This is a genomic window from Methylocystis sp. sgz306128 (genome assembly GCF_056032725.1).
Map to the genome: position 1 here is coordinate 266,021 of NZ_JBVYWO010000003.1, position 24,908 is coordinate 290,928.

Annotated in this window: 22 protein-coding genes; 12 read left to right on the forward strand and 10 right to left on the reverse strand. The window is 55.5% G+C overall.

Features of this window, described 5'->3' with window-relative positions; all coding sequences use genetic code 11:
• Positions 1-283: 283 nt before the first annotated feature.
• The gene (locus AC0N03_RS07380) at positions 284-1,864 is read left to right on the forward strand and encodes a CYTH and CHAD domain-containing protein (protein WP_474287998.1); all 1,581 of its coding nucleotides are present in this window, start codon (positions 284-286) and stop codon (positions 1,862-1,864) included.
• Between the two features lie 53 nt (positions 1,865-1,917).
• On the opposite strand, the gene AC0N03_RS07385 is transcribed toward AC0N03_RS07380, so the two are convergent.
• Positions 1,918-2,457 carry an Hsp20/alpha crystallin family protein gene (locus tag AC0N03_RS07385; RefSeq protein WP_474287999.1) on the reverse strand — a complete coding sequence of 180 codons (540 nt, stop codon included), beginning with the start codon at positions 2,455-2,457 and terminating at the stop codon, positions 1,918-1,920.
• 958 nt (positions 2,458-3,415) lie between these two features.
• On the opposite strand from AC0N03_RS07385, the gene AC0N03_RS07390 reads away from it, so the two are divergent.
• From AC0N03_RS07390 to AC0N03_RS07400, 3 genes are all read left to right on the forward strand, one after another.
• Positions 3,416-3,589, forward strand: coding sequence for a Flp family type IVb pilin (locus AC0N03_RS07390; RefSeq protein ID WP_474288000.1), 174 nt, complete (start codon positions 3,416-3,418; stop codon positions 3,587-3,589).
• Between the two features lie 404 nt (positions 3,590-3,993).
• Entirely contained in the window at positions 3,994-4,542 is a 549-nt protein-coding gene (locus AC0N03_RS07395) for a transglutaminase-like cysteine peptidase (RefSeq protein WP_474288110.1), read from the forward strand.
• 213 nt (positions 4,543-4,755) lie between these two features.
• Positions 4,756-6,312, forward strand: coding sequence for a glycosyltransferase family 39 protein (locus tag AC0N03_RS07400; protein WP_474288001.1), 1,557 nt, complete (start codon positions 4,756-4,758; stop codon positions 6,310-6,312).
• Between the two features lie 11 nt (positions 6,313-6,323).
• Here the strand turns inward: AC0N03_RS07400 and AC0N03_RS07405 are convergent, their stop codons facing one another.
• The 3 genes from AC0N03_RS07405 to AC0N03_RS07415 all read right to left on the reverse strand — a co-directional run bounded on the left by AC0N03_RS07405 (position 6,324) and on the right by AC0N03_RS07415 (position 8,383).
• A complete protein-coding gene (locus AC0N03_RS07405) occupies positions 6,324-6,905 on the reverse strand; it encodes a hypothetical protein (RefSeq protein WP_474288002.1) in 582 nt (193 codons plus the stop codon).
• Positions 6,906-7,183: 278 nt separating this feature from the next.
• Positions 7,184-7,663: a DUF2938 domain-containing protein gene (locus AC0N03_RS07410; protein WP_474288003.1), complete on the reverse strand. Its 480-nt coding sequence runs from the start codon at positions 7,661-7,663 to the stop codon at positions 7,184-7,186.
• Positions 7,664-7,813: 150 nt separating this feature from the next.
• Positions 7,814-8,383, reverse strand: coding sequence for a hypothetical protein (locus AC0N03_RS07415; RefSeq protein WP_474288004.1), 570 nt, complete (start codon positions 8,381-8,383; stop codon positions 7,814-7,816).
• 415 nt (positions 8,384-8,798) lie between these two features.
• Between AC0N03_RS07415 and ftsH the strand changes: the two genes are divergently transcribed.
• The 4 genes from ftsH (at position 8,799) to AC0N03_RS07435 (ending at position 13,590) form a co-directional block, all read left to right on the forward strand.
• Entirely contained in the window at positions 8,799-10,622 is a 1,824-nt protein-coding gene (gene ftsH, locus AC0N03_RS07420; protein WP_474288005.1) for an ATP-dependent zinc metalloprotease FtsH, read from the forward strand.
• A gap of 368 nt (positions 10,623-10,990) precedes the next feature.
• Positions 10,991-11,710: an outer membrane protein gene (locus tag AC0N03_RS07425; RefSeq protein WP_474288006.1), complete on the forward strand. Its 720-nt coding sequence runs from the start codon at positions 10,991-10,993 to the stop codon at positions 11,708-11,710.
• A 194-nt stretch (positions 11,711-11,904) separates the two neighbouring features.
• Entirely contained in the window at positions 11,905-12,798 is an 894-nt protein-coding gene (locus AC0N03_RS07430; RefSeq protein WP_474288007.1) for an MBL fold metallo-hydrolase, read from the forward strand.
• A gap of 3 nt (positions 12,799-12,801) precedes the next feature.
• Entirely contained in the window at positions 12,802-13,590 is a 789-nt protein-coding gene (locus AC0N03_RS07435) for a sulfite exporter TauE/SafE family protein (RefSeq protein ID WP_474288008.1), read from the forward strand.
• A 19-nt stretch (positions 13,591-13,609) separates the two neighbouring features.
• On the opposite strand, the gene AC0N03_RS07440 is transcribed toward AC0N03_RS07435, so the two are convergent.
• Both AC0N03_RS07440 and AC0N03_RS07445 read right to left on the reverse strand, forming a co-directional pair.
• Positions 13,610-14,215 (reverse strand): SAM-dependent methyltransferase, encoded by a 606-nt coding sequence (locus AC0N03_RS07440; RefSeq protein ID WP_474288009.1) that lies wholly within the window; start codon positions 14,213-14,215, stop codon positions 13,610-13,612.
• Positions 14,216-14,262: 47 nt separating this feature from the next.
• On the reverse strand, positions 14,263-15,141 hold the full coding sequence (locus tag AC0N03_RS07445) for a LysR substrate-binding domain-containing protein (protein ID WP_474288010.1): 879 nt from the start codon (positions 15,139-15,141) through the stop codon (positions 14,263-14,265).
• 102 nt (positions 15,142-15,243) lie between these two features.
• Here AC0N03_RS07445 and AC0N03_RS07450 point away from each other — a divergent pair, with 102 nt between their 5' ends.
• The 4 genes from AC0N03_RS07450 to AC0N03_RS07465 all read left to right on the forward strand — a co-directional run bounded on the left by AC0N03_RS07450 (position 15,244) and on the right by AC0N03_RS07465 (position 18,991).
• On the forward strand, positions 15,244-16,263 hold the full coding sequence (locus AC0N03_RS07450) for a YeiH family protein (protein ID WP_474288011.1): 1,020 nt from the start codon (positions 15,244-15,246) through the stop codon (positions 16,261-16,263).
• Positions 16,264-16,408: 145 nt separating this feature from the next.
• Positions 16,409-16,771 carry a carboxymuconolactone decarboxylase family protein gene (locus tag AC0N03_RS07455; protein WP_474288012.1) on the forward strand — a complete coding sequence of 121 codons (363 nt, stop codon included), beginning with the start codon at positions 16,409-16,411 and terminating at the stop codon, positions 16,769-16,771.
• Between the two features lie 112 nt (positions 16,772-16,883).
• Positions 16,884-17,714 (forward strand): universal stress protein, encoded by an 831-nt coding sequence (locus AC0N03_RS07460; RefSeq protein ID WP_474288013.1) that lies wholly within the window; start codon positions 16,884-16,886, stop codon positions 17,712-17,714.
• Positions 17,715-17,752: 38 nt separating this feature from the next.
• Positions 17,753-18,991, forward strand: a complete 1,239-nt coding sequence (locus tag AC0N03_RS07465) for an MgtC/SapB family protein (RefSeq protein WP_474288014.1) — start codon at positions 17,753-17,755, stop codon at positions 18,989-18,991.
• Between the two features lie 65 nt (positions 18,992-19,056).
• Here AC0N03_RS07465 and AC0N03_RS07470 read toward each other — a convergent pair whose 3' ends face one another.
• The 4 genes from AC0N03_RS07470 to AC0N03_RS07485 all read right to left on the reverse strand — a co-directional run bounded on the left by AC0N03_RS07470 (position 19,057) and on the right by AC0N03_RS07485 (position 24,905).
• Positions 19,057-19,935, reverse strand: a complete 879-nt coding sequence (locus AC0N03_RS07470; RefSeq protein WP_474288015.1) for a hypothetical protein — start codon at positions 19,933-19,935, stop codon at positions 19,057-19,059.
• Between the two features lie 361 nt (positions 19,936-20,296).
• Entirely contained in the window at positions 20,297-21,181 is an 885-nt protein-coding gene (locus tag AC0N03_RS07475; RefSeq protein ID WP_474288016.1) for a DMT family transporter, read from the reverse strand.
• A gap of 163 nt (positions 21,182-21,344) precedes the next feature.
• Positions 21,345-23,300 (reverse strand): hypothetical protein, encoded by a 1,956-nt coding sequence (locus tag AC0N03_RS07480; protein ID WP_474288017.1) that lies wholly within the window; start codon positions 23,298-23,300, stop codon positions 21,345-21,347.
• Positions 23,301-23,387: 87 nt separating this feature from the next.
• Entirely contained in the window at positions 23,388-24,905 is a 1,518-nt protein-coding gene (locus AC0N03_RS07485) for an NAD(P)/FAD-dependent oxidoreductase (RefSeq protein ID WP_474288018.1), read from the reverse strand.
• Positions 24,906-24,908 lie beyond the last annotated feature (3 nt).

The following is a 24,908-nucleotide window of genomic DNA, read 5'->3' on the forward strand; positions in this document are numbered from 1 at the left end:
GGACTATGGCCAAAAAATGAACGAATGCTGGCCAAATCAGGGTAAAAACAAAATTGAGATAGATAAAAATACCGATGCTCATTCTGCATTCTGTTAAGTGTATGCCGTGCAAACTCCTCGAAGAAACGTATTCGCGGTTCATGGCTGGCTCTCGCTCATGGCGGGCTGGATTTCGCTAATGATCAGATCTTTTGATTTTGATTAAGGACAAACAGCATAGAACTGATTTAAATGCGTCAGGCAAAATCCCGGCGCACTGGCCGGACGGAAAAGCGGCGACGCCATGAATCGTGCATTCAAAACGGATAAGGAACAAGCCGCACCCACTCCTGCTGCGTCGGGACAGCGCGAGATTGAAATAAAGCTGACCGGAGACCCCGGCATCATTCATGACCTGTTGAAGCCTCAAGGCTTTGCCGGCACGACACTTGACTGGCATGCACAGAACCAGCGCAGCATCTACTTCGACACTGCCGACGATGCACTTGAGCAGGCAGGCATGTGCCTTCGCGTGCGGCAAAACGGCACGCGCCATCGCATGACACTGAAATGGCACGACGACGGCGCCATTTTCAGCCGCGGGGAAGCAGAGGCCGAACTGACCGGCCCAACGCCCGACCCCATGCGCCTTGGCGCGCGGCTTGCCGCGATGGTTGCCCGCACCACTGCCGGAAAGCCGCTTGTCCCGCGCTTCAAAACGCGCATCCGCCGCCGCACCGCCGACATCATCACGCCCGCTGCGCGGCTGGAAATTGCGCTGGACGAAGGCGAAATTCTGGCGAACGGACACAGTGAGCCGGTAAATGAATGCGAAATCGAACTGAAATCGGGCGCGGCCAGCGAGCTCTATGAACTGGCGCTGCAACTCATCCATGCCGGGCTTCGCCTTTCCTTCGAACAGAAATCAGAGCGCGGCTACCGGCTTGCCCGCAATGCCCATCCGGCCGAATTGCGCAGCGTTTATCCGCAGTTGCGTCCTGATATGAAGGCACGGGAGCTGATCAGTCTGATTATCGCCATGAATCTTCAGCAATTCTGCGGCAACTGGCCAGCGCTGCTGATCGCGGACCGCCCGGAATCCATTCATCTGATGCGCGTGGCCCTGCGCCGCCTTCGTGCTCAACTGGGCCTGTTCCGCAAAATTCTGCCAAAAAGTGATCTTGCTCCCCTGCTTGACGAGGCAAGACGCATTGCGACAGTTCTTGGTGAAGCACGCGATTACGATGTCTTTTACGAAATGCTGGATAAGGGAAATTCCGAAAAGCTGTCAGGCACGCAACCGCTCGAAGACCTGCGCAGCCGCTCGGCTGCGGCCCGGCAGGAAGCTCATGCCCGGGCAAGAGACGCGATCCTTGCACCGAGAACCTCGGAATTTGTCGTGATGATGCAGGCATTCGCCACGCGATCCGACCGGATCAAGCATCCCCTCCCCAAAAAACTGCGTGATTTGGACCAGACTGTTACGTCCTTCGCCGAGCAGGCGTTGGAGCGCCTCGACAAGCGGCTGCGCAAAAAGGGAAAAAGTCTGCTCAAGCTTTCCCCCACAGAACGGCATGAAACGCGCATAGCCCTCAAGCACCTGCGTTATGCCGCCGAATTATTCGCCAGCCTGTTCGAACGCACCGAAACCATTAATCCTTTCAGGGCCTGCCTTGAACATCTGCAGGACAGCCTTGGCGCCTATAATGATTTCATCCGGGCGCAGGAACTGACCAGCGCCCTGCAACCGCGGACTGCCGCGGCGCGCGCGCGCACCAGCCGGATCATTATGAAATTGTCGGGAATGGAAAAGGGAGATTCCGATCACGGCCTTGAGAAAGCCTGGAAGGCCTATCGCAAGGCGCCGAGATTCTGGAAAGAGTAAAAACCAGGCGGGAATAGCTGCACCTGGCAGAAATTCCCGCCTGCACGAGCGCTCTAGGACGATTTAATCGCGATTTTCTTTTCGTTCTTGAGGGCTTCGGCGGCCTTGGGGAGAATAACCGTCAAAATACCCTTGGCAAAGGAAGCCTCGATCTTGTCGGCGTCAACATTATTGGGCAAGGCAAATGCGCGCGTGAAAGAGCCGTAGCGGCGCTCGGACAGGTAATAATCCTTGTCCTTTTCCTGCCTTTCCTCCTTTTTTTCGCCGCGGATGGTCAGCGTCCCATTGGCAACTTTGATGTCGACATTTTTCTCATCCATGCCCGGCAACTCTGCCGTGATCTCGTAATTCTTGTCCCGTTCCACAAGATCCACGGCAAGCGAAAGCCCGGCTGTCATATCCTTGGGCCAATCGGTTTCTATCTCGAAAGCCGGCCCGGCAAATGGCAAGCGCCAGGATCCGAAGCCAAACCTGTCAAATACCTCGTCGATTTCATGACGCAAGCTTTCAAAATTCGGCCAGCCATTGGATCTCATGACAGGCGGAACGGATTTCTCGGTCTTGACCGGTAATTTTCTTGCTGTCTCAGCCATGTGACGAACTCCTTGCTAATCCCGTTGTAAAGATTCAGCTTCAAAGTCAGCGCCCTTGCCGCCTGCCACGCTGCCGCGCCATAAGCATGCAAAACAGGGGCGATGAGTGCAGATTATCTCGCATAAATTGCAGGCTTTTGCGTTGACGGTGATCAACTCTGCTCAGAAGCTGCGGAAGCGGAACATCCCCGAGGCTATTCCAGAAAATTGCGAGCATAACGGCAGAAAAGGCAGAAAATAGTCAGATACGCCCTTGAATTTTGAACGAGCCGGGCGCATATGAAGCGCGTCGGCCGGCGAGAGCCGCCGATAATGCCCTCCTTGGGCGTTTCCTCCCTAGACTTGGCCGCCCATGACAACATGGGTGGCTTTTTTTTGCCCGAAGCAGCGTGCGCGGCAGGGCGCCGCAAAATCGGCCAGCCTGTAACGCGCAAACTATTCGCCACGGACCAAAGATCAGCTTGATGGTTGACGTGAAGAAAAATTATGGCAAAATCGCGAAAAATAACCTGAGGATGTTCGGGTGCGGGTTGGGTAAAATTAACCTAAATTGTTGAATTCTATTGCATTTGACTGTCAATATGGTTACTGGTTCGATTCAAGGCTCACGAAAAAGCCGCAATTTTATTGAAATCTTAATTCAGTTTTGACTGATATGGTATTGACGATTACATCAGCAGGGAATTTTTTGGCACACCGGGTCATAAAAAATAGCAAGAAACACAATTTAAACCTTAGTTATTAACGCGAATATCATTTTTGCGACCTTACTAATGGACGTGGCTTTTAGAATGTGATGTAGATTGCGGGAGATCGGCGGAACAGAAAGTTTTTTGGTGCTTTTAAGAGTGATCGGAAGAATTTCTCGATCTTGATTAGTCCAGTTTGTATTTCGGCTTCATTACAGGCCTTTTACCCTGATAACTTTTTAAATGTTTGTATTTTTAAGGAGATTAAAATGAACAAGATGATTAAGCTCGTCGGCAATTTCGGCAAGGATGAGTCCGGCGCAGCCCTCGTTGAATATACCGTGCTCCTTGGCATCCTGCTGGTGGCTGTGATCGTCACCATCGTTGCAGTCGGCGGCTGGATCTCCAGCAAGTGGACTGCTCTGAATGCCGCTCTGACCTAAAAATCAACAAGTTCCGATCTGGCGTGCGCAGCCCAGTGCGGGTCTGAACACAGGTTGAAGACGCAGATCAAACTTCGTCGGGGCCAGTCGGAAGTTTGCGAAATTGATGCACCGCTCCTTACGAGGGGCGGTTTTTTTATTGGCGCAAGCTCCTCCAACCAGCAGGCCCAGCGCGGGTGTAAACCTGTCCGCAGCGCAAATGCCGCGCCGAATCTTCACCATTGCCAAAATCCGCGCACCCGCGTTAAAGTGTTAATAAATTATTAACAAACGGCAGGTTGGGCCAGACAGGCCTGCTTGCCGAAACGGGGCGGAGAGCGGCGATGGTGGCCAATGTCATGCGTATCATGGCGGGCTTGGGGTTTTTTCTGGCGTGCTTCGGCGCGAATGCCGGAACAAGCCAGATGCGCACGATGCGGGCAAGTTTCGCCAGTGTCGGCAGCGCCACGTCGATTCCCTATGGCTGGATCGATTTTTGCAGCCGCCGGCCAAGTGAATGCTCGCAGGCAGTCCTGCCGCCAAAATCCATCGCCCTGACCACCCAAACCATGGTTGAACTTGATCGCATCAACCGAAAGGTGAACCATTTCATCAAGCCGATGAGCAATATAGAACATTGGGGTACCTATCTCGACCATTGGGATTATCCGACGGACGGCAAAGGGGATTGCAAGATCTACGCGCTTTACAAGCGCAAGCTGCTCATAGAGCGCGGCTTTCCACGGCAGGCCCTGCTGATGACCATCGTTCGCGATCTGAATGGCAATGGCCACACCATCCTCACGGTCAAGACCGATGACGGTGATCTTATCCTCGATAATCTCGTTGATTTCATCCGGCCGTGGGATGAGACGGGCTACACATTTATCAAGCGCCAGTCTCAGGAAAATCCGAACGTCTGGCTTTCGCTTGGCGATGTTGTCGGTAAGCGTTCATATCAGGCGGCCAATTAGTCTCGCTCCGACGGCGGCACTGCGCTGGGATAAGTGGCGGAGTAAGGATACACCCGATACCGTATCGGCTGAACAGGGTTCCGATTTACGGATTTCCGAGCACGGCAATATCATATAACGCTAATGGAAGACACAATTTCGGCATAATCACGGCCATATTCCAAATGATGTCTGTCTTTCGATGGCCTTCGGCTATCCGCTTACGGGGTTCGCTTGTCTTACAGTCTAACAGACCGGGAACTGGCCTTCCCCGGCGAACATGCCGACAGATATCAGACGCTGGCAGTCGTTGCGACCTTGGCGCATTTCCTCATCTGGACTGCCGGATCGCTGATTTTCGTAACTAACCTTCATTTCGACACCATTGAAATCGTCTACTGGAGTCGCGAATGGCTGCTGGGCTACGGCAAGCATCCGTTGCTGGCGCCCTGGATTTTCAGACTTGCCGCCGGCTGGGGGCCATATCCGATTGTCAATCTGCTTGTGCTGGCGCAGATCTGCGTGTCTGCAACAGCCTATTTCATCTGGAAAAGCGCCCGCCTGTTCCTGCCGGCACAAATGGCGGCGTTTGCCGTGCTCGCTTACCTCTGCGCGCCGCAAGCCAATTATTATTCCATCCAGATCAATCACAATGCGCTGCTAATGCCCTTCTGGGCGGCTAGCCTCTACGCCGGGATGCTTTTTCTCCAACGTCAGGATATCCGGTCTGGCGCATATGCCGGATTTGCTGCCGGCCTGGCCATGCTGCTTAAATATGAAGCCATATTGCTGCTCATATCGCTTGTCATTGTCGCCATCATCCATACCGAAACCAGACATATCTTTAAAAAGCCCGGCTTCTGGATTGGCTTTGGCATTTATGTGCTGATGTTGTCGCCCAATCTCGTTTGGCTCGACCGGCACCATTGGGCGACAGTGGCCTATGCCGTCGACGGGCGAAAGCTGGCGGTTGCCGGTTCCCTGGCCATAGAAGCGCTGGACTTTGCCATGGGCGCAGGCAACATCATCGTCGGCCAACTGATCCTGCTCATCGGCCCGGTCATCGTTCTGGGCCTCATGCTCGCACGCGGGCAAAGATTTGAAATCGTCCGGCAGAATGTGCTGAATGCCGTTCTCATCGCTTTTGCGCCGGGCCTTATCCTCGCTGCGGGCGCTCTGCTCACGCAGCAGGTGCCGAAGCAAAGCTGGAGCCTCGTCTTCATGCCGGGCATGGCGCTTGCCGCTGCATTGGTCCTCAAGCCAGCCACCAGCGAGGCACTCAGGCCTGTCCGGCCGGAATGGATACTCGCTGTCATCGCCCTTCCGCTCGCCCAATTCGCGCTGTTCATGGGCTTTATGGCCTTTAAGGATGCAACCCGTGATCCGGTATTTTCATTCGACCTTATGTCGCATAATCTTGCCAAACAGGTTGAACGGACATGGCATGCCCATCATGACGGCCCGCTTCAATGTCTGGCCATAGATGAAATGCCGGTTGCAGGCTCACCTGTGCTCTGGCTAAGCGACCGTCCGCGTGTCGTTGACCTTTCCTCGCCTTATTGGAACAGCGCGGGCCGCACTGCGGGCTGCCGCACCAGCGGCGGCATTGCTATTGTACGCGCGGATCTGTCATTGGGCGAATTATCCCGCGCCTTTCCCGAGACATGCAGGCAAAGCGCCATTCGGTTCAGGGTGCCGACCTATTTCGGCGGCATGAATAATGCCGTCGAAGTGGCAATCGCCTATATTCCGCCCAGCGCTGAGGCTGCTTCCTGCGGAATGCCACGCTGAAGCCTGATCGTTCACCGTGACGCGATGCGGCTGCCGACCACACGCTTGAGAACCGAAAATGTCAGGTTCAGCGCGATGAACACCAGGAATGAACCAGTAATATCGCCGACAAGCATGCCGACGGCCGCGAAAAGGTCGAACGACATGCCAAAGGCAGGATCCCATACATAAAGCACCTGAAACAAGCCGGTGTTCAGAACGGCATGCAGACTGCAAAAATACAGCACGTCAAACGCGTCGATTTGTGAATATTGGGTCGCAGGCCGTATCAGCTCGCGGATATTCCGGTTGAACAACGCCATCAACATCAGCGTAACGACACTCTCTACCGGCAAAATCGCGGCAACGATCATGTTTGTCCCGGCGGGAAATGTCGGAAAGAAAAAGACATTGATCAGCAAACCGCCGACAAACAGGCCGACAGCGGCCTGATAACCGCAGGTTAATGACGACAACGTGATGACGGCGGCGGGAAGATAGAACAGCGACACGCGATCACTGAGATTGAACGCGCCCATATAATGCTGCTGAAAGAAAAAACTCAGCAACATCAACGCTGCGATCACCAAAGCATTTCGCACTATGTCCAACATTCCAGCTTCCCGAGGCAGTTTATACAAACCAGCTGGAGATTAAATATCGTTCTGTCGAGTATTTCAATGACGCAGGTCAAAGTTTGAATTCACAAATTCGACAGATGCATACTTTTGTGGGCAAATTTCACACGTCATTTCAAATATTCACAGATTAGTTTCAAATAATATCGAGAAAATATCTCGGATGAAACACGCGCCGAAAGTTTAAGAGCCGTGCATGCGGACGATTTCGAGCGTGTGAACAATTGCCGCAGCGTGCCAACCGGCAGCGCTCGTCAGGCTATCGCAACAGCGGAAACAAAGAGTCCCGCGGCAAAAACCGTATGCGCAATAAGATTTAACGCCCGGATCTGATTCGCATTTGGCCTGCGTGACGCGGCAATTCCAGCACCCATGCCGGGCTGCAGGATAAACCAGCCCGCGCCGACAGTGACGAGCCCCAGAATCCAGGCCGGCAGAAAGGTTGGATGTGCCGCCCAGCCGGGGCCGGCCGCCAGCAACAGCAGCCCGCCGTAAATAATACCGACGACATAATGAGCCGACCAGCCGATTGCCAGTTCACGCGGAATCGCGGCCGCCTTGGCAATATCGTCATGCACAAAGCGTCCCTGCGGAAGATAGGCGAACCAGCGCCCCACAAGCGCCCAGTTAGGCAAGGACAGGCCGAAGACCCGGTTGAGCACAATGGCCCAGATATCCATCAAAACGGTTGCGCCCGCACCGATGACAACAGAACGCCAGATGAAATCAACCATAAATACAATACCCGGAGAAAAGCGCTCCGAGCCTAAACAACCCTGCCTCGGAAAACAACCCGGAGCGGACCTGTTTGCAGACAAACAAAAAAATCCCGCGGTTTCCCGCGGGATTTGAGAATTGACACAACAAGCCGATACAGAAACGAACTAAATCGCGCTGTAAATATCGGACGCCAGCGCATCGGCGCCGGACGTCGTGGTTGTGGTCGAGGGCGTGGTGGTTGTGGACGGTGTGGTATACGAGCTGATCAATGTCGACAGCGAAGGATCAAATGTCTCGAGTCTCGTGTTCAGCATGCTGATGATGTCCTGGCTGAGCGGCTTGTTGGCTGCGGCCTGAAGATCCGCCGCCAGTTGAGCCAGCGTCACCGTGCAAGTGGACGATGTGCAGGAGAGGTAATTCTGCAAATCATTCATATATGTGCGCATTTTGCCAATGCGGGAATTGGCCGATGCATGGGTAAAGCCCTGAAGCGATACATGCATGAATCCGTTAAGCGCACCCAGCGCGCTGGCGTTCATGCCATTATCGCTGCCGCCATTGTTGGTTCCGTTGCCGGAATCGCCATGCGTGCTGGCGCCGGAATTGCCATGTCCGCCGCCATTATTGCCATGACCGCCGCCATTGTTGGCGAAAGCTGGTGCGGCAATCAGCGTCGCGCCGATCAATGCCACGCCAAAAACCCGGCTCAGGCTTTTGAATGAGCTGTGGAACATTATTTAAACCTCCTGAAGATTAACACGTCTGATCATTGAACTGAATTGCGTCAGGATTATGAACAGACACCTCGATAAAATATTGTTTCAATTCACGAATTCGCATAAAGCCTTCAAACGGAAATCTGCGCCCGCGTGATGTCGTGAACAATCTCACGAACCCACATGACGCCAAATCCCCGCAAAATTGACTCTCCCTACAAGGCAGCGCATTGTTGCGGGAAAATTTCACACGCGCAAGTCCGAATTTAAATTTTTTTGATTGCCCTGAGTTGATGCGCGTCAATGCCCCCTAAAATGAATGCCCCGATGATGAATCCACCCGGCCCGGCAACAGGCCGTGACAATTCGGCAGGCGTGGACTTGACCGGATCGTGCTTTTAAAGTGATCGGATTGCGCGTGGGGAAACCGGCTATGGAGAAAAAGCACCAGTTCAGCCTGTGGTATTTTTTCATCGCGTCGGTCGTTCTGTTCATGGCGCAATATATCTGGATTGCCAGCCAGCAGATATCGACCATTCCGTACAGCGAATTCCAATCCATGCTGCATGACGGCAAGATTTCAGAAGTCGTTGTTGCCGATAAATATGTTCAGGGCACATTGAAGTCGCCTGCCGAACAGGGCCAGAAATATGTTCTCGCCATACGGGTCGACCCGGCGATAGCAAAGGATCTTGGCGCGGCCGGGGTAAAATATTCCGGACTCATCGAAACAACATGGCTCAGAGACCTGCTGTCATGGGTCGTGCCGATCATCCTGTTTTTTGCTCTCTGGCAGTTTCTGATCCGCCGGATGGGCGGCGGTCAGGGTCTGGGCAATTTCATGTCGATCGGCCAGAGCAAGGCCAAGATCTTCGTCGAGAAGGATATAAAGGTCACGTTCGAGGATGTTGCCGGTGTCGATGAAGCCAAGGAAGAACTGAAGGAGGTGGTGGCCTTTCTCAAGGACCCCGGAACCTTCGGCCGCCTTGGCGCGCATGTGCCCAAGGGCATTCTGCTGGTGGGGCCGCCCGGCACCGGCAAAACCCTGCTGGCACGCGCCATGGCCGGCGAGGCCGGAGTGCCGTTCTTCTCCATCAACGGCTCGGAATTCGTTGAAATGTTTGTCGGCGTCGGTGCTGCCCGCGTCCGCGATCTGTTCGAGCAGGCGCGCAAAAGCGCCCCCTGCATCATTTTTATCGATGAACTGGACGCACTTGGGCGTGCGCGCGGGCTGGCTTCAGTGACCGGCGCGAATGATGAAAAGGAGCAAACGCTCAACCAGTTGCTCAGCGAACTTGACGGGTTTGATCCGCGGGGCGGCGTCGTCCTGCTGGCGGCAACCAACCGTCCTGAGATTCTCGATCCCGCGCTGCTGCGCGCCGGACGCTTCGACCTGCAGATTGTGGTGGACAGGCCCGACAAGAATGGCCGCACGGCCATTCTCAAGGTACATCTCAAAAAGGTAAAAGTGGCCGCGCAAGTGAAACCGGAGGACATAGCAGCGCTGACGCCCGGCTTCACGGGGGCTGATCTGGCCAATCTGGTCAACGAGGCGGCAATGCTGGCCACACGCCGTGCCAGTTCCGACGTGGCGATGGAGGATTTCATCGCCGCCGTCGAGCGTATCATTGCCGGACCGGAAAAGCGCAACCGCCTGCTCAATGCCATCGAGCGCAAAACTGTTGCCTACCACGAGATGGGACACGCGCTCGTCGCCCTCTCACTGCCCTATACCGACCCTGTCAAGAAAATCTCGATCATTCCGCGGGGTATCGGCGCTCTCGGCTACACCATCCAGCAACCCATCGAAGACCGCTACCTGATGACCAGTACCGAACTTGAAGCTAAAATGGCGGTGCTGATGGGCGGGCGAGCCGCCGAACAGCTTATATTCAATGTCGTATCGACCGGCGCCGCCGATGACCTGCAGAAGGCCACGGAGATTGCCCGCTCCATGGTAACGCTCTACGGCATGGATCGCGACCTTGGTCAGGCCGTCTATGCCGAACCGCAAAACCGTCTGCTGGACACGCCCGGCCTGTTTCAGGTCGAACAGCGCGCCAGCGACGCTACGGAAGGTGAGATCGATCAGGCTATCCGCCGCCTCGTCAACACCGCCTATGGCCGCGCGGCGAAAATTCTGGGCGAGCGTAAGGACATTCTGGAAAAGGGCGCGCAACGCCTGCTGGCCAGCGAGACGCTCCAGTCGGCCGAACTTGATGAACTTGACATCACCCGCCTGCCTGCCCTGCCATAATATAACCTCCAAATGGGGCGGACGGCGAAGGCCGATTCTGCTGCCGGACAGACCGGCCCTTCGTCGTGAGTGTGTCGAAGGATTTAGGCCGCCACAGTCAGGACGGCGAGCCGCAACCGTTGTCCTGCCACTTTTGGCCCTACGGCATCACCAATTAAACTGATTAAAAATTATCCATTAATATCAGAATTTTAAATGAAAAATTCCGGCCCATTCGATCCTGAAAGCGTGTCCCATCGGCAACAGGAGCCCAAAATCAGCCCTGTCGATCAGCCGGCCCTCTTTTGAAAAAGCGATTCTATGATAATATGGTCATACCAATAAACAGGGTGGTTTTCTAAATCCTGCATTCAAAAATGAGGCATTTCATGAAAAAACTTCTTGTTCTGGCCGCGCTGGCCGCCACACCTCTCTCCGCTCAGGCAGCTGACCTTCCCTCGACCAAAGCTCCGCCGGTTATGGCGCCTGTCATGGCCCCTCCCCCTGTCTTTACATGGACGGGTCTGTATGTCGGCATTCAGGGCGGCGGCGAATGGGCTGATATTTCCGGACCCTTCACCAATGCTTCCGGCGCCCTTCCCGGCCCTTATAAATTACACGCCAACGGCGGTCTTCTGGGCGCGCGCGTCGGCTATAACTGGCAAACTGGCAATTACGTGTTCGGCGTCGAGGGTGACCTGAACGGGGGGCTCGACGTACATGGCTCTGCGCTTAATGTCGCGAATTCTTCCAACACCCTTTATGACGTGCGCGGCAAACAGACCTGGACTGGCGATATTCGTGGCCGTCTCGGCTATGCCATCGACCGCACGCTCATCTACGCCGCCGGTGGTTTCGCCTTCGGCAATGTAAAGACAAGCTATGCCTTCGCTGGTGGCGCGCCTTTCGCTACAGAAACAACCGACCGCGTCGGCTGGACACTGGGCGCCGGTGTTGAATACGCCTTCACCAACAACATCATCGGCAATGTCGAATATCGCTACACCGATCTTGGTCGCAAATCCTTCGTGGATAGCGCAAGCAACACGGCTGATCGCGTGAAATTCACATCGAATGCCGTGCTTGTCGGCATCGCCTACAAATTCTGATCTCCCCGCCGTCCTCCTTCACGGCCCGGTTCAACACCGGGCCTTTTTTATTGTGCATCCCCAGGACGCACGATAAAATAATTGACATATTAGAATTATCTTATATAAGACAGGCTTCAATAAATCAGGTATGTTTTAATCTGACCCGAACGAGATTGCCGGGTTTAAAAAGTCATACTTTCCGGAGCTTGCCGATGTCAGAAATTCCGCATGAGATCGACCACGCCACCATACCGGACACAAAAGCCTTTTTTGATACCGACACCAACACAATCAGCTATGTTGTCAAAGACCCCGTTTCGAGTTCATGCGCCGTCATCGATTCCGTGCTCGATATCGATTATGCCGCCGGGCGCATCACCTACCAGTCCGCCGACAAGATCATCGCATTCATCGAAAGCCACCAGCTCAATCTCGAATGGCTGATCGAAACGCATGTTCACGCCGACCACCTCTCGGCCGCCCCCTATATTCAGGCAAGGCTCGGCGGCAAGATCGGCATTGGCGCGGGCATTTCCATCGTTCAGGAAACATTCGGCAAGGTTTTTAACGAAGGCACGGATTTCCGGCGTGACGGCAGCCAGTTCGACAGGCTTTTCGAGGATGGCGACGTATATAAAATCGGCACAATGAACGCCTTCGCCATGCACACGCCCGGCCATACGCCCGCCTGCATGACCCATGTTATCGGCGATGCCGCCTTTGTCGGCGACACGTTGTTCATGCCCGATGGCGGCTCCGCCCGCGCCGATTTTCCGGGCGGAGATGCGCGCACGCTCTATCGCTCGATCAAACGCGTACTCGCTCTGCCGGATGCGATGCGGCTGTTCATGTGCCACGATTATGGCCCGAACAACCGCGATATCAGATGGGAAACCACTGTCGCCGAGCAGAAGGCCCATAATATTCACGTCCGCGACGGCATAACCGAGGATGAATTCGTCCGGATGCGCGAGGCCCGTGACAAAACGCTGGGCATGCCCCGGCTGATTCTGCCCTCGCTGCAGGTCAATATGAAGGCCGGCCAGTTGCCCAACCCGGACACGAGCGGCAAGCGCTTTCTCAAAGTCCCGATCAATGGACTTTGATGCATGACGTTCACCCTGCTGCAATATGTGCTGGGCATTCTGTCCGGCTCGCTGGTCGGCTTCTCTCTGGGGCTGTTCGGCGGCGGCGGCTCCATTCTGGCCGTGCCACTGATGGTCTATCTCGTCGGTGTGCCTGATCCCCATATCGCCATTGGCACAAGCGCGCTGGCGGTCGCATTGAACGCAGCCGTCAATCTTGCCCATCATGCGCGGCTTGGCACAGTCAAATGGCGATGCGCCGTCATGTACAGCCTTGCCGGCATCATCGGCGCAACGGCCGGCTCGACGATCGGCAAATTATTCGACGGCCAGAAGCTGCTGTTTCTTTTCGCTCTGGTGATGATTCTCGTCGGTGTTCTCATGCTCCGCGGCAGAGGCAATCAGGGAAATCCCGGCGCCGAATGCAACCGGGAGAATTTAAGAAAAGTATTCGGCTATGGCAGTCTGACGGGAATTTTTTCCGGCTTTTTCGGCATCGGCGGCGGCTTTCTCATTGTTCCCGGCCTAGTGGCCTCCACGGGCATGCCGATTCTCAACGCCGTCGGCTCCTCCTTGGTGGCGGTGACGGCCTTTGGCCTGACCACATCGGCAAATTATGCTTTTTCCGGCCTTGTCGACTGGCCGCTGGCTTTCGCCTTCCTTGTGGGCGGCGGCACGGGCGGCTTCAGCGGTGCTTATGTCGCGCGGTTCATGTCCGGACGGAAAGGGGCGCTGAATTCGGCTTTTGCCGTGCTGGTCTTCGCCGTCGCCGCGTACATGATCTGGCGCAGCGTCCTAGTACTGATGCACTGAGCGCCGCAGGGCGCGAACGCTACTTCCAGGCAATGAGATCGATCACCGCGGACATGCCGGAATGCCCCGCGCCCTCGGACAATGGCGCTTCGTAGGCGCGAATGTGCACCTTCGCCATGTCGCCGAACGCCTGCTCCAGCAGATCTTGTGTGTAGAGATGGGCAATATTTTTCGGGCCACCGGTACCATATTCGAGCTGTTTAGGCGTATAGCCTTCCAGAAGCAGCAACCCGCCGGTTTTGAGCGCGCGTTTCATGCCTGCAAATTTACGCGCGCGCTCCTCTGGCGGCGAGAATTGCGCAAAAATTTCGACGATCACGTCATATTCCTCATCTGGCCAGGGCCAGCGATGCACATCGGCTGTTTCCGTCTGCAGATGGACACCGCGCTTGCGGGCAAGCGCCATCGCCTTGGCCTGCGCCAAAGGCGAAAAATCGATCGAGAGCGTGTCCAACCCCTGCTCCGCGAGAAAAACGCCGTTGCGGCCCTCGCCATCGGCCACGGCCAACGCCTTTCCGGATTTTGGCAGAAGGTGCTTTTGCGCGGCCAGAAACGCATTCGGCGCTTCGCCAAACACATAATCCGTTACGGAATACCGTTGCTGCCAGCGTTCAAATTCGCTCATGTCGCGCTTCTCCCCGATAGTGCGGAGAATATAGGCTATATGAGCTTTCACTCAAGAATAAGCTTCTCAAACGCCTGCGCCGCTTTTGTCCGGAAGCGTTCCTTATGCCACAAAATCCGGAACGGCCTCGGATTCAGGGCAAAATCCACCATAACCAGCCGGCCCGCCTCGACAAATGGTGCGATCACACGCTCGGACAACACAGTGGCGAAGGGCCCCGCCTGCAAGGCCAACATCACGGCCTCGTTGGATGGCAGCGTCAGGGCAACATCAAGGCCATCAGGATCAACCCGCCGCGCCCGCAGAGCACGGATGAAGGCCGAACGTGTGCCGGAGCCGACCTCGCGCAGAACCCAGCGGCCGGTGGTCAGTTCTTCGGGCGTCAGTTTGCGCCCATCTGCCCAGGGGTGATCCGGCGCAACAACCAATGCCAGCAAATCCATAGCGATAACACGCGCACTCAGCGCGGGCTCGTCAAATTCACCCTCGACAAGTCCAAGCTCTGCGGTGCCGTCCATCACTGCCGCAACGACGCGCTGCGTATTGGTCATTTCAAGCCGCAGATCGATGCCCGGATAGGCCTGAATGAAACGCACGACAAATTCCGGTGCCCAATAGCTGGCAATGGTCTGGCTGGCATGCACCCGGAGCGACCCGCGCGCCAGACCGCCCAGTTCATACAGGGCCGATTCGGCGAGCTGCGCCCGCGTCAGCGCGGCGCGCGCTTCATCGACGAAGATCCGGCCCGCATCCGTCAATTCGATGCCGCGTCCGATGCGGTTGAACAAGCGCACGCCATAGCGCTCTTCCAGAGCCTTGACGGCGGAACTGACGGCCGAGGGCGTCAGGCTCAAGGCTTCCGAGGCGCGCGTCAGATGCTGGCGCTCGGCCACGGCGATAAAAATGCGAAGTTGCTCAAGGGTCATGGCTTATTATTCAATTAAATCGAATGGAATGTAAATTATTTTAAACTGGATAAAACAATCATTTCTAACTGATAATTGAAACCGCAACCAAACGGGATCAACATGCTGCTTTCCTGGAAAAATCATTTTCTGCGCCTTGCACCGGGAACGCTGCTTTGCATCCTTATCGCTTGGTTTGCCGCGGGCGCCCAAAGGCTTGAGATCGCCTTCATGGGCAGGCCGTTCATTGAATCCCTCGTTCTGGCCATTGTTATTGGCGGTTTCGTGCGCTCCGTCCTGCCTGTCGGCGAATATGCGCGGGAGGGCATTGCGTTCAGTTCCAAGACATTGCTCGAAATTGCCGTGATGCTGCTGGGCGCAGCCATGAGCGCACAATCGCTTTCCGCTGTGGGAGGCAAACTCATTCTGGGCATTGCCGTCATCGTAGTGCTGGTGATCGGGTTAAGCTATTCCGTCAGCCGGTTGCTTGGCCTCAACTGGCGCCTCGCCCTGCTTGTCGCCTGCGGAAATTCCATTTGCGGCAATTCCGCCATTGCGGCTGTCGCGCCAGTTATCGGCGCGAAATCGGAAGATATTGTTGCCTCCATTGGGTATACGGCGGTGCTGGGCGTGGCTGTCGTGCTTTTTCTGCCGTTGCTGGTTCCGGCGCTGCATTTATCTGAATCGCAATATGGCATTCTTGCGGGACTTACGGTCTATGCCGTGCCGCAGGTTATCGCCGCGACCGCACCTGTCGCGCTGATCAGCGTCCAGATCGGCACGTTGGTCAAACTGATCCGCGTGCTCATGCTCGGGCCGGTGGTTGTCTGCATCAGCCTTTACGCCGCCAAAGGCAGCGCCAATCTGGCGGCGGCGCGGCGCGGACTGGTGCCCTGGTTCATCATCGGCTTTCTTGCGCTGATGGGTCTGCATTCCCTTAATCTCATCAGTCCGGCATTGCTCAATATTGCCGACCAGATTGCCAGCGCCCTGACCATCGTTTCCATGGCCGGACTGGGTCTCAGCATGGATGTCCGGGCACTTCTGCGTTCCGGCTCGCGCGTCACACTGGCGGCAAGCCTGTCATTGATGCTGCTCGGCCTGATTGCCTTCGCGCTGATCCGGCTTCTTGCCATAAGCTGATCATAGCCGCGCGCGGCGTCGTATTACAGAGCGAACGGTACCGTGGCTGCTCAGATCACAATGTTTGCGTTTCTATTAAATAAGTATTTTCTAATTTATATTTTATAAATATAATGTCCTGCAGATCGAGCAAGGACATAACCCCATGAGCGAACAAAATCTGGATTGGCCAGCCTGGACAAAAGAATTATCCGGCAATTTACGCAATCTGCGCGGCGGCGCGCCGGAGGTGATGAAAGCTTTCGCGACCCTCGCCCAGTCCGCGCTGACGCCCAGGGCGCTGGACGCAAAAACTAAAGAACTGATCGCGCTTGCCGTGGGCATAGCCGTTCATTGTGACGATTGCATCGCCTTTCATGTCAAAGCCGCCGTCGATCATGGGGCATCGCGCGAGGAGATTCTCGAAACGCTCGGCATGGCCATATATATGGGCGCAGGCCCTTCGGCCATGTATGCCAGCCATGCGCTCGAAGCCTACAGCCAGTTCGCGGCAGCAAAAACGCCGTAAGCCGGACGGAGCCTCCGGCCTCGCCTGACGTGCGAGAACCCGTTTGACAAAGATCATGGCCCGCACTTCTATTTGACCTACAGTCAGACTGCATTTTGGGAAAGTTCGCGCTATGATTTTTCAGGACGTTGCACTCGGGCTGGTCATTGAGGAATCGCCGCTGGCGGAACCGGCGCTGCGCTATGCCACAGCGCTCGTTCAGGCCAATACCGGACGTCTTAAAGCCATTTTGTGCGCCCCGAAGCTGAATATGCCCAGCGCCCGGCTTGTTCCGGGCCTGCGATCGATCGTCGATGAGGTGAATGAGGAGCGTCATGCACGGGCACGAGCCCTCGCTCAGACCTTGAGCGACGATGTCCGGATCAAGCCGTTCAATCTCGAGGCCCGCATCCTTCACGCCAATGAGGGACAGCTTGCCGCCGCTTTCGCCGCTGCGGCGCGACTGAGCGACCTGTCCATATTGCCGCAACCTGCGGAAGAAATGGCTTTCGGCAAGGATATGGTTGAGGCTGCCCTGTTCAATTCCGGGCGGCCGGTCATTCTCGTTCCCGCAAAACTGAAAACTGCAGCAACCTTTGGCCGGATCGTTGTGGCATGGGACGGCAGCGCCCGGGCCGCACGCGCTGTCGGCGATGCCATGCCGCTGCTGGAGCGGGCCGCGCAGGTGCATGTGGTCTGCGTTTCCGGCGAACCCGAAAAGAGCTATGAGGGCAGCGATGTTGCAGCCTATCTCAGCCATCGATGCAAAAAGGTGGAACTGACCGAAGTTGAGCCGCTTGGCCATGACGTGGGCGCAGCCATCCGCAACCATGCGCGCGACGTTGAGGCCGACCTCATCGTCATGGGCGCTTTCGTTCATATGCGGCTCATGCAGATCCTGCTTGGCGGCACGACCAACGACATGATCCTGCAAAGCGAGATCCCTGTATTTCTGTCATACTGAGTTTTGCCCCGGTCATGCCCCGGGAGCTTGCGGGACACATGACACAACCATGGTTCAATTTCGCGGTTGCCGTGGCGCTCGGGCTTCTCATCGGGCTGGAGCGGGAGCATAGCGCCGGCATCCGCGCCACAAACCAGCCCGCAGGAATCCGAACCTTTGCCGCGGTCGCACTTGTCGGCGCGCTGGCGGCGCAGATCGGCGGCCTTACCCTGCTCACGGCGGCTACCGCGGCTGTAGGCGTGATTGCTGCCCTGTCCTATATCCGCAGTTCGCAGAACGACCCCGGCACGACAACCGAAATCAGCCTTATCGCGGTATGTCTGATCGGTGCGCTGGCCATGTCGGATGTCGCGCTGGCCTCCGCGCTTGGCACCGGGCTTGCCGTTCTGCTTGCATCGAAATCCGGCCTGCATCGCTTCGCAAAGCACATTCTCACCGATGCCGAAGTGAAGGATGGACTGATTTTTGCGATTGCCACCCTGATCGTCTGGCCGCAACTGCCCGACATGTATCTCGGTCCCTGGCAGGCGGTGAACCCGCACGCCTTATGGCTGCTGGTTGTGCTGGTGATGTTCATCAGCGCCTGCGGCTATGTCGCCACGCGGGCAATGGGGGCAAAGTTCGGGTTGCCGCTGGTCGGGCTCGCCTCGGGCTTTTTTTCCAGCGTCGCCACGATCAGTTCTATGGCTTCGCGGGAAAAGATCCAGCCGGCCGCCATCATGCCCGCGGTTGCCGGCGCCACGCTTTCCACACTGGCCACCTTCCTGCAAATGTCGGCACTCTTGGTTGTGACCAGTCCGGCAACCTTTCGCACGCTCCTGCCAGCCCTGCTGGCCGGAGGCATGACCGCCGCGTTCTACGGCCTGGCTTTTTCGATCCGGGCCCTTCGCTCAGGCGACTCACGCAGCAAAAGTCAGGCGGGGCGCGCCTTCAGCCTGCAAATGGCGGTCGGACTGGCGCTGGTCATGGGGATAATGCTCATTGGCGTTGCCGGCCTTCGCGAAAATTTTGGACAGACCGGCATTCTCATCGGCTCGGCTCTTGCCGGCTTTGTAGATGCGCATTCGACTGCCGTATCCGTCGCCTCACTGGTTACTTCCGGCAAACTGACTGTGCATGACGCGACTCTGCCCATTCTGGCCGGATTTTCAACCAATGTCCTGTCAAAGATAGGCATGGCGGCGCTGACTGGCTCACGCAGATTTGCTCTGCTGGTTGTGCCCGGGCTCATTCTCTCGACGGCGGCCACCTGGGCCATGGCATTTCTGACAATTTAAAGCCCGCGCAAGGAAAAGGCCGCGCCGGGCGCGGCCTTCAGATAATCCTGCCACATGACCGCCGGTCAGTGACCATTGTTGTGGCTGCCGGAATTACCCTGCGTACCCGTGCTGCCCGTGTGGTTGTTGTTATTTCCGTTATTGCCCGAATTCGTGTTGTTGCCGGTGTTGCCGCTGTTGGCATGGTCGCCGGTATTGCCGTTGTTATTGGTATTGCCATTGTTGCCATTATTGCCGGTGCCGGTGGAACCGCTGGCCCCATTGGCGCCCGTACCCGAGGGGGCAGAGGCACCGGAACCGCTGTTCGGAGAAGAACCGGAAGACCCGTTGCTGCCCGACGAACCCGAATTGCCTGACGAAACGGAATTACCTGAGCCTGAGCCATTCGAGGAGCCCGACACCGGAGCGGAACCCGGGCCACCGTTCGAAGGCGAGCCTGAAGACCCATTATTGCTTTCTCCGCCGCCGGAAACGGACGAGCCGCCGCCATTCTGGGACGAACCTGAAACACCGGAGGTGCCGCCGCCAACTGAATTCGAATTGCCGCTGCTGGAACCGCTATCTCCGGTGTTCGAATTGCCGCTATTGCTGCTGCCCGAACCCGAGGTGTTGGACGCGCCGCCTGCGCTGGAATTATTGCCGACGCCGGAGCCAGCCGGACCCTGCCCGGAGGTGCTGGACGAACTGCTGAGGCTGGCATGTACGTTGTGCGCGGGCGAAGCAGATCCGTCGCTTCCATTTGAATGATGGCCGACAGAGGCCTCACCCAGATCAACACTGACGTCTTCATCGTCGGTGAGCCCAGGATGCAGGCATATCTGCGTTTTGCCGATCAGCGTGCATCCGTCAAAATGCTTGACCGGAGTTGCGAAGGCATGACCGGACAGAAACAGCGTGGAAACAGAAATGATAAGAGCGGATTTGAGATAATTGGTCTTGGTCATGGCAACCTCTTAAAAAACTATTCAAATGCGAAGCAACAATATGAATCGTTTGTGAATGAGGTGATGAAATTTGACAATGTGCCGGGGCACGTAAGTTTATATCTGAATATAAACCGGACATTTAAACGTTTATCACTGGTTAACCACAATGCTGAACATGTATACTTAACGCGATAAACAGCAAAAAATTTCGATTCAAATTCTGATAAACATGTTTTGCAGGGAATTTTATAACCTTAAATATTAATCATAATTTTCAGGCGGATTGAAATTCTGGCCGCCCCGCGTCCGGCAGCCCACCGGCAGGCACCGGATTCAATTGAAGTTCGGGATCAGGCGAAGCCGCTTCGCCGCACCATTATTATTGCGCCTGCTGTGTAACCTGCCTTGAGGCGCGGTGCTCCCGCAGAATGGACAGACTGCCGGCCCCCACCACGATGACGGCACCCGCAATCGTATTCCAGCTCAAATGCTCGCCGAAAAAGAATGTACCGATCAGCGAGGCATAGACCAGACTGAGATAGGTCAGCGGCTGGACCGCAGAAGCGTCAAGCAGATCATAGGCGCGGATCAATGAATAATGACTGGTTATACTGGTGAGGCAGGCCAGCCCCATCCACACCCAGTCTGCTGGCGCGAACCATGTCCAGTAAAACGGGCCAACAAGCGTCATAACCACCGCTCCGGCAAAACCCGTATAGAAGAAGCTCGTCATCGGCGCATCATCGCGACTGACGAGACGTGTCAGAATAACGTAAACAGCAAACATAAGCGCGGCCGATACGGCCAGCAGCAGCTTGAAATCAAAAAAGCCGCCCTCCGGACGCAAAATCAGCAGCACGCCCGACAAGCCAGCGCCAATGGCAAGCCAGCGCCGCCATTCCACCTGCTCCTTGAGCAGAACGATCGACAACAGCGCAACGACAATCGGCGTTCCGGCAAAAATGGCCTGACTTCGCGCCAGGCCGATAATGCTGAAACAGGTAATCGCCATGACCACCTGTATGGCCAATATCGATCCGCGTGCAATCTGCAGCCATGGCCGGGCTGAGCGTGCCATGGCCAAAAAGCCGCTGCGTGAGCGCGAGGCCATGACAATTGCGAACAGGCCAAAAGCCCAGTAACGGATCATGGTGACAAAGACGGGCGGATAGAGCTGCGCCAGATGTTTCGATATCGCATCCTGAAGCGAGAAAATCGTCAGCGCCAGAATTGCAAAGAAATACCCTTTCCCCCGCAAACTCACATGCCGCCCCGTTAAAGTCGCTTCCGGGCGCTAAGTGCAGCCCAGAAAGGGCTGTAACGAGCCGAGGACGAATTGTCCAATTCAACTTACAGAAAATGGAAATTTTATTCTGTAACGGCAACCGTTGATCCGGATCGCAAGCCGCCTCCTTGCCACAGGCGGATCAGGATCTGAAATCCTTGCAGGAATAGATATAGAAACGGCGGGTAGAAAACAGCCGCCATTTATCGTCGACACGAACCACATATGTGAATGGAGTCGGAGCTTCCCATATTTTTGCTTCGGTATCTCTAACCGGATTGACCAATACCAGATCAGTCAGGTCTGGCTCTGACTGGCAAAGAGCGACGATGTCTTTCTTCTGGTGATCAACCGCGAGTGCTTTTTCAGGTGCAAGGCAAAACTCGTGAAGATGCGAATCAAGAGTGTTGAACGCGGAAAAATGTTCGGACTTTCGTTGAAAATCCATGGCCGTGCGCCGGTTAAACAACACGCCTGAGCCCTGATCGCAGGAGAAATAACTCGGTCGCTTCAGAACAAACCAAGGCACTGTCGGGTCGCCTTCCCAATAAACCGGATCGAACCCTGGCAGCAAGACAGCCAGCTCTTTTGGCGGAGTTTCGGATGTATCGACAAACCGGACCCAGGACGGGGTTTGATCCCAGTTCCAGAGAGCGGCCACAAACATAAGCATTGCAATTACAAATACGACCGAGCGCCAGTGCAACTTCGTGATAAGCTGGGGACGAGTACTCAGTGCATATAGAACATAAAATATGATTTGAGCAGCTATCGAGCTAAAAATTATAGCCGGCCCATCTTCTACATAAATATCTCGATGGAGAAAAAGACCATAGACAACGATGGCAAACAGTCCGATGGATATTCCAACAAATACAATTACAATGATGCGCAAGGCGAGCGGCATTGAGTTTTGCCTGAACTGCTGCCAAACGGCAACGCTGACGCCAGCCGCAACCATCGGTGTCGCCGCAACATTGACCTTTGCAAAAAAGCCAGCAATCGATGACAGACCAATGGCCACCAAAAGCAAAAATTTGGGATTTGCGAAAACTAAACCGTCTTCGTTGCGCAGCCTAAGCAAAACAGGCCCGATGCCGACATGAGCAACAATCCCGAGCAACAATATTGAACGCCACAATTGCAGGTCAGCAATCAACACGTTGTGCAAGACATCGCCGCCGATTACCGAAACCAATATCATTAAAAATATCAACACAATTATGCTATAGAAAAACCGAAGATCCTTTATTGAAGAAAATGACACCGCAAGCGCAATAAATAATAATACGCGGATCGTTGAAATACATTTTGCAAGATCCCATTCTGTGATCAGATCGAATGAATTTCTGTCGCGCACGACTGCCCACCAGCCGTCGTCAAATGTTTCCAGAACTCGATAAAACGGCGGAGCTCCGGCAAGAGCCAGAGCAAAAACCAACAGAATCCCCAGAAAGGCAAACAGGAACCAGATTTTATGCCGGCTGCCCTCGTAAAAAAACAGAACACCGATACCTGGAATCGCGATAAGCGGATGGATGCTCATCGCCAGCGTGAAAATTAATAGGCTTGGAACCAGCCGGCGACGCAGCATGAAGCCCAATGCCCAAAGCACCAAAGCCTCCGCGAGAAGTCTCGGCGTTAAAAACCGTTCGCCATACTCGAACAGTAATTGAAGTGGCAAGACTATCACGGCAGCCATCGACAATAAAGCCGCGCGGGGATCTTGCACCAATACACGCACCAGGAAACTTAGACCGCCGATCCAGATCAGTTGAGAAATGGCCAGAAGAATGATGTTCCCCGTCCAAAGTCCGAAACCTTGAATGAACGGCCCGTAAATCAGGCTGAATATCGTGAATTGATCTTGTGAGCCGTATCGAAGGAAGAGATCGTCCGAAAACCTCCCAGGCTGCAAGTCGTTAAACGCTTGTAACGTATACAGCCGGGCGTCGTGATAAATCCCCCCATAGGCGTGAGTACTGAGCCAGAGCGCCGCCAAAAGCAGGAAGATACTGGCAAATACGCGTCTGTCTTTCAGCGCTTCGGCGAAGCCTGCGTCATCGGCGCCCAAATTAGGCGATTGCGGATTTAACAAGACCGTCTCCTCGCCGCGTGTTCGGATTCGGGGAGACATTTCACAGCAATTCGAACATTGCAGCGAACGATAGGCGGAAAGCTCAGGTCAACTGAGTTTGCGCGGCACCTGGCGTCCGCCATCCGCAGGCGAGCGGCCCGCGCTTTTGCCCATATCCGAAGCGACCTCATCACCTTCCTCATGATATTCGGCATCCTGATTGACCAGCCAGACATCGTAAATTCTGCGTCCGGCAAGAATATTCTTGACCGTCAGCATGGCCGTCATCATGGCATGGTCCTGATTGTTATATTTATGCATGCCGTTACGCCCAACTAAATGCAGGTTGGCATATTCTGCTTCAAGAACAGCGCGAATCCGATCAACGCGCTCCTGATAGTCAGCGTCGTAGACCGGATAGGCCTTCGGCTGCCGAACAACGGCGCCATCGACGATGTCCTGAGCGTCCGCCAGACCGAGCCTGACCAGTTCCTCCCCGGCAAGGGCGAGCAAATCCGCCTCGTTCCGGTTCCACAGACCGTCACCCTCGAAACAGAAATATTCCAAGCCGTAGCAATTATATTGCGGATCGGGCACCATTTCAGGCGACCACGATTTGAGATTTTGTATCCGCCCAACCTTGACGCTGGGGTCATGGATGTAAATCCAGTTGTCATCGAACAGGTTTCTGTCCTTGATCACCAGTGCCACGACCAGAAAATCACGATAACGCAAGCCCTTGGCTGCATCGAGAGCCGCCAGCGGCAGCGATGGACGGAGCGCACCGGCCAATTCGCGCATGGGCATCGACGACAACACATGCTCGCAGACATATTCATGCGCAAGCCCGCCCTGATCAAGCGCGCTGACACGCCAACGCCCGTCGGACAGGCGCTCCACTGCCGTCACGCGCTGGCCGAGTTGCACCTCGCCGCCGAATTGCTTGATCTTGCGCGCAGCAGCCTCCCACATCATGCCGGGGCCGCGACGCGGATAGCGAAACTGGTTGATCAAGGTCTTTATCGTCTGGTCGCGCCCATTTGAGGGTCGTTGCGGCCTGAGCGAATGCCAGATGGCGTTGAAAAGCGATAATCCCTTGATCCGCTGCGCCGCCCAGTCGGCAGAAATCTCCCGGCAGGACATGCCCCAGACTTTTTCGGTATAAGTGCGGAAGAATATCTCGAACAGACGCCGCCCGAATTTATTGACAACCCAATCCTCGAAATTCCTGGGATCCCGCACGGGCGCAATCTGCGCCTTCACATAGGAAAGCACGCAACGCACGGCTTCGAACACGCCGAGTTTGGCCAAGGCGTCAGAGGCCCGCAATGGGTAATCGAACAATTTTTGCCGATAGTAGATGCGCGACTTGCGCGGGCGAAGCAGGAAATCATCGCCCAGCAATTCATCCCACAGCTTTTCCACCTCTGCAGATTTTGAAAAGAACCGGTGCCCGCCGATGTCAAACCCGAACCCCTTGTAGGTTTCTGTTCTTGAAATTCCGCCGACATATTGCGGATCGGATTCGAGGACGACAACAGGGACACCCTCTTTGCTGAGCAGATAGCCCGCCGTCAGACCGGCAGGCCCCGCCCCGATACAAACAACCTTAAAATTGTGCGCCAAAGC

Coding starts and splice junctions, on each gene's coding strand:
- AC0N03_RS07380 (WP_474287998.1), top strand. CDS start 284: ATGAATCGTGCATTCAAAACGGATAAGGAACAAGCCGCACCCACTCCT.
- AC0N03_RS07445 (WP_474288010.1), bottom strand. CDS start 15,141: ATGACCCTTGAGCAACTTCGCATTTTTATCGCCGTGGCCGAGCGCCAG.
- AC0N03_RS07455 (WP_474288012.1), top strand. CDS start 16,409: ATGAGCGAACAAAATCTGGATTGGCCAGCCTGGACAAAAGAATTATCC.
- AC0N03_RS07395 (WP_474288110.1), top strand. CDS start 3,994: ATGCGCACGATGCGGGCAAGTTTCGCCAGTGTCGGCAGCGCCACGTCG.
- AC0N03_RS07460 (WP_474288013.1), top strand. CDS start 16,884: ATGATTTTTCAGGACGTTGCACTCGGGCTGGTCATTGAGGAATCGCCG.
- ftsH (WP_474288005.1), top strand. CDS start 8,799: ATGGAGAAAAAGCACCAGTTCAGCCTGTGGTATTTTTTCATCGCGTCG.
- AC0N03_RS07410 (WP_474288003.1), bottom strand. CDS start 7,663: ATGGTTGATTTCATCTGGCGTTCTGTTGTCATCGGTGCGGGCGCAACC.
- AC0N03_RS07440 (WP_474288009.1), bottom strand. CDS start 14,215: ATGAGCGAATTTGAACGCTGGCAGCAACGGTATTCCGTAACGGATTAT.
- AC0N03_RS07435 (WP_474288008.1), top strand. CDS start 12,802: ATGACGTTCACCCTGCTGCAATATGTGCTGGGCATTCTGTCCGGCTCG.
- AC0N03_RS07465 (WP_474288014.1), top strand. CDS start 17,753: ATGACACAACCATGGTTCAATTTCGCGGTTGCCGTGGCGCTCGGGCTT.
- AC0N03_RS07415 (WP_474288004.1), bottom strand. CDS start 8,383: ATGTTCCACAGCTCATTCAAAAGCCTGAGCCGGGTTTTTGGCGTGGCA.
- AC0N03_RS07425 (WP_474288006.1), top strand. CDS start 10,991: ATGAAAAAACTTCTTGTTCTGGCCGCGCTGGCCGCCACACCTCTCTCC.
- AC0N03_RS07390 (WP_474288000.1), top strand. CDS start 3,416: ATGAACAAGATGATTAAGCTCGTCGGCAATTTCGGCAAGGATGAGTCC.
- AC0N03_RS07405 (WP_474288002.1), bottom strand. CDS start 6,905: ATGTTGGACATAGTGCGAAATGCTTTGGTGATCGCAGCGTTGATGTTG.
- AC0N03_RS07450 (WP_474288011.1), top strand. CDS start 15,244: ATGCTGCTTTCCTGGAAAAATCATTTTCTGCGCCTTGCACCGGGAACG.
- AC0N03_RS07430 (WP_474288007.1), top strand. CDS start 11,905: ATGTCAGAAATTCCGCATGAGATCGACCACGCCACCATACCGGACACA.
- AC0N03_RS07470 (WP_474288015.1), bottom strand. CDS start 19,935: ATGACCAAGACCAATTATCTCAAATCCGCTCTTATCATTTCTGTTTCC.
- AC0N03_RS07385 (WP_474287999.1), bottom strand. CDS start 2,457: ATGGCTGAGACAGCAAGAAAATTACCGGTCAAGACCGAGAAATCCGTT.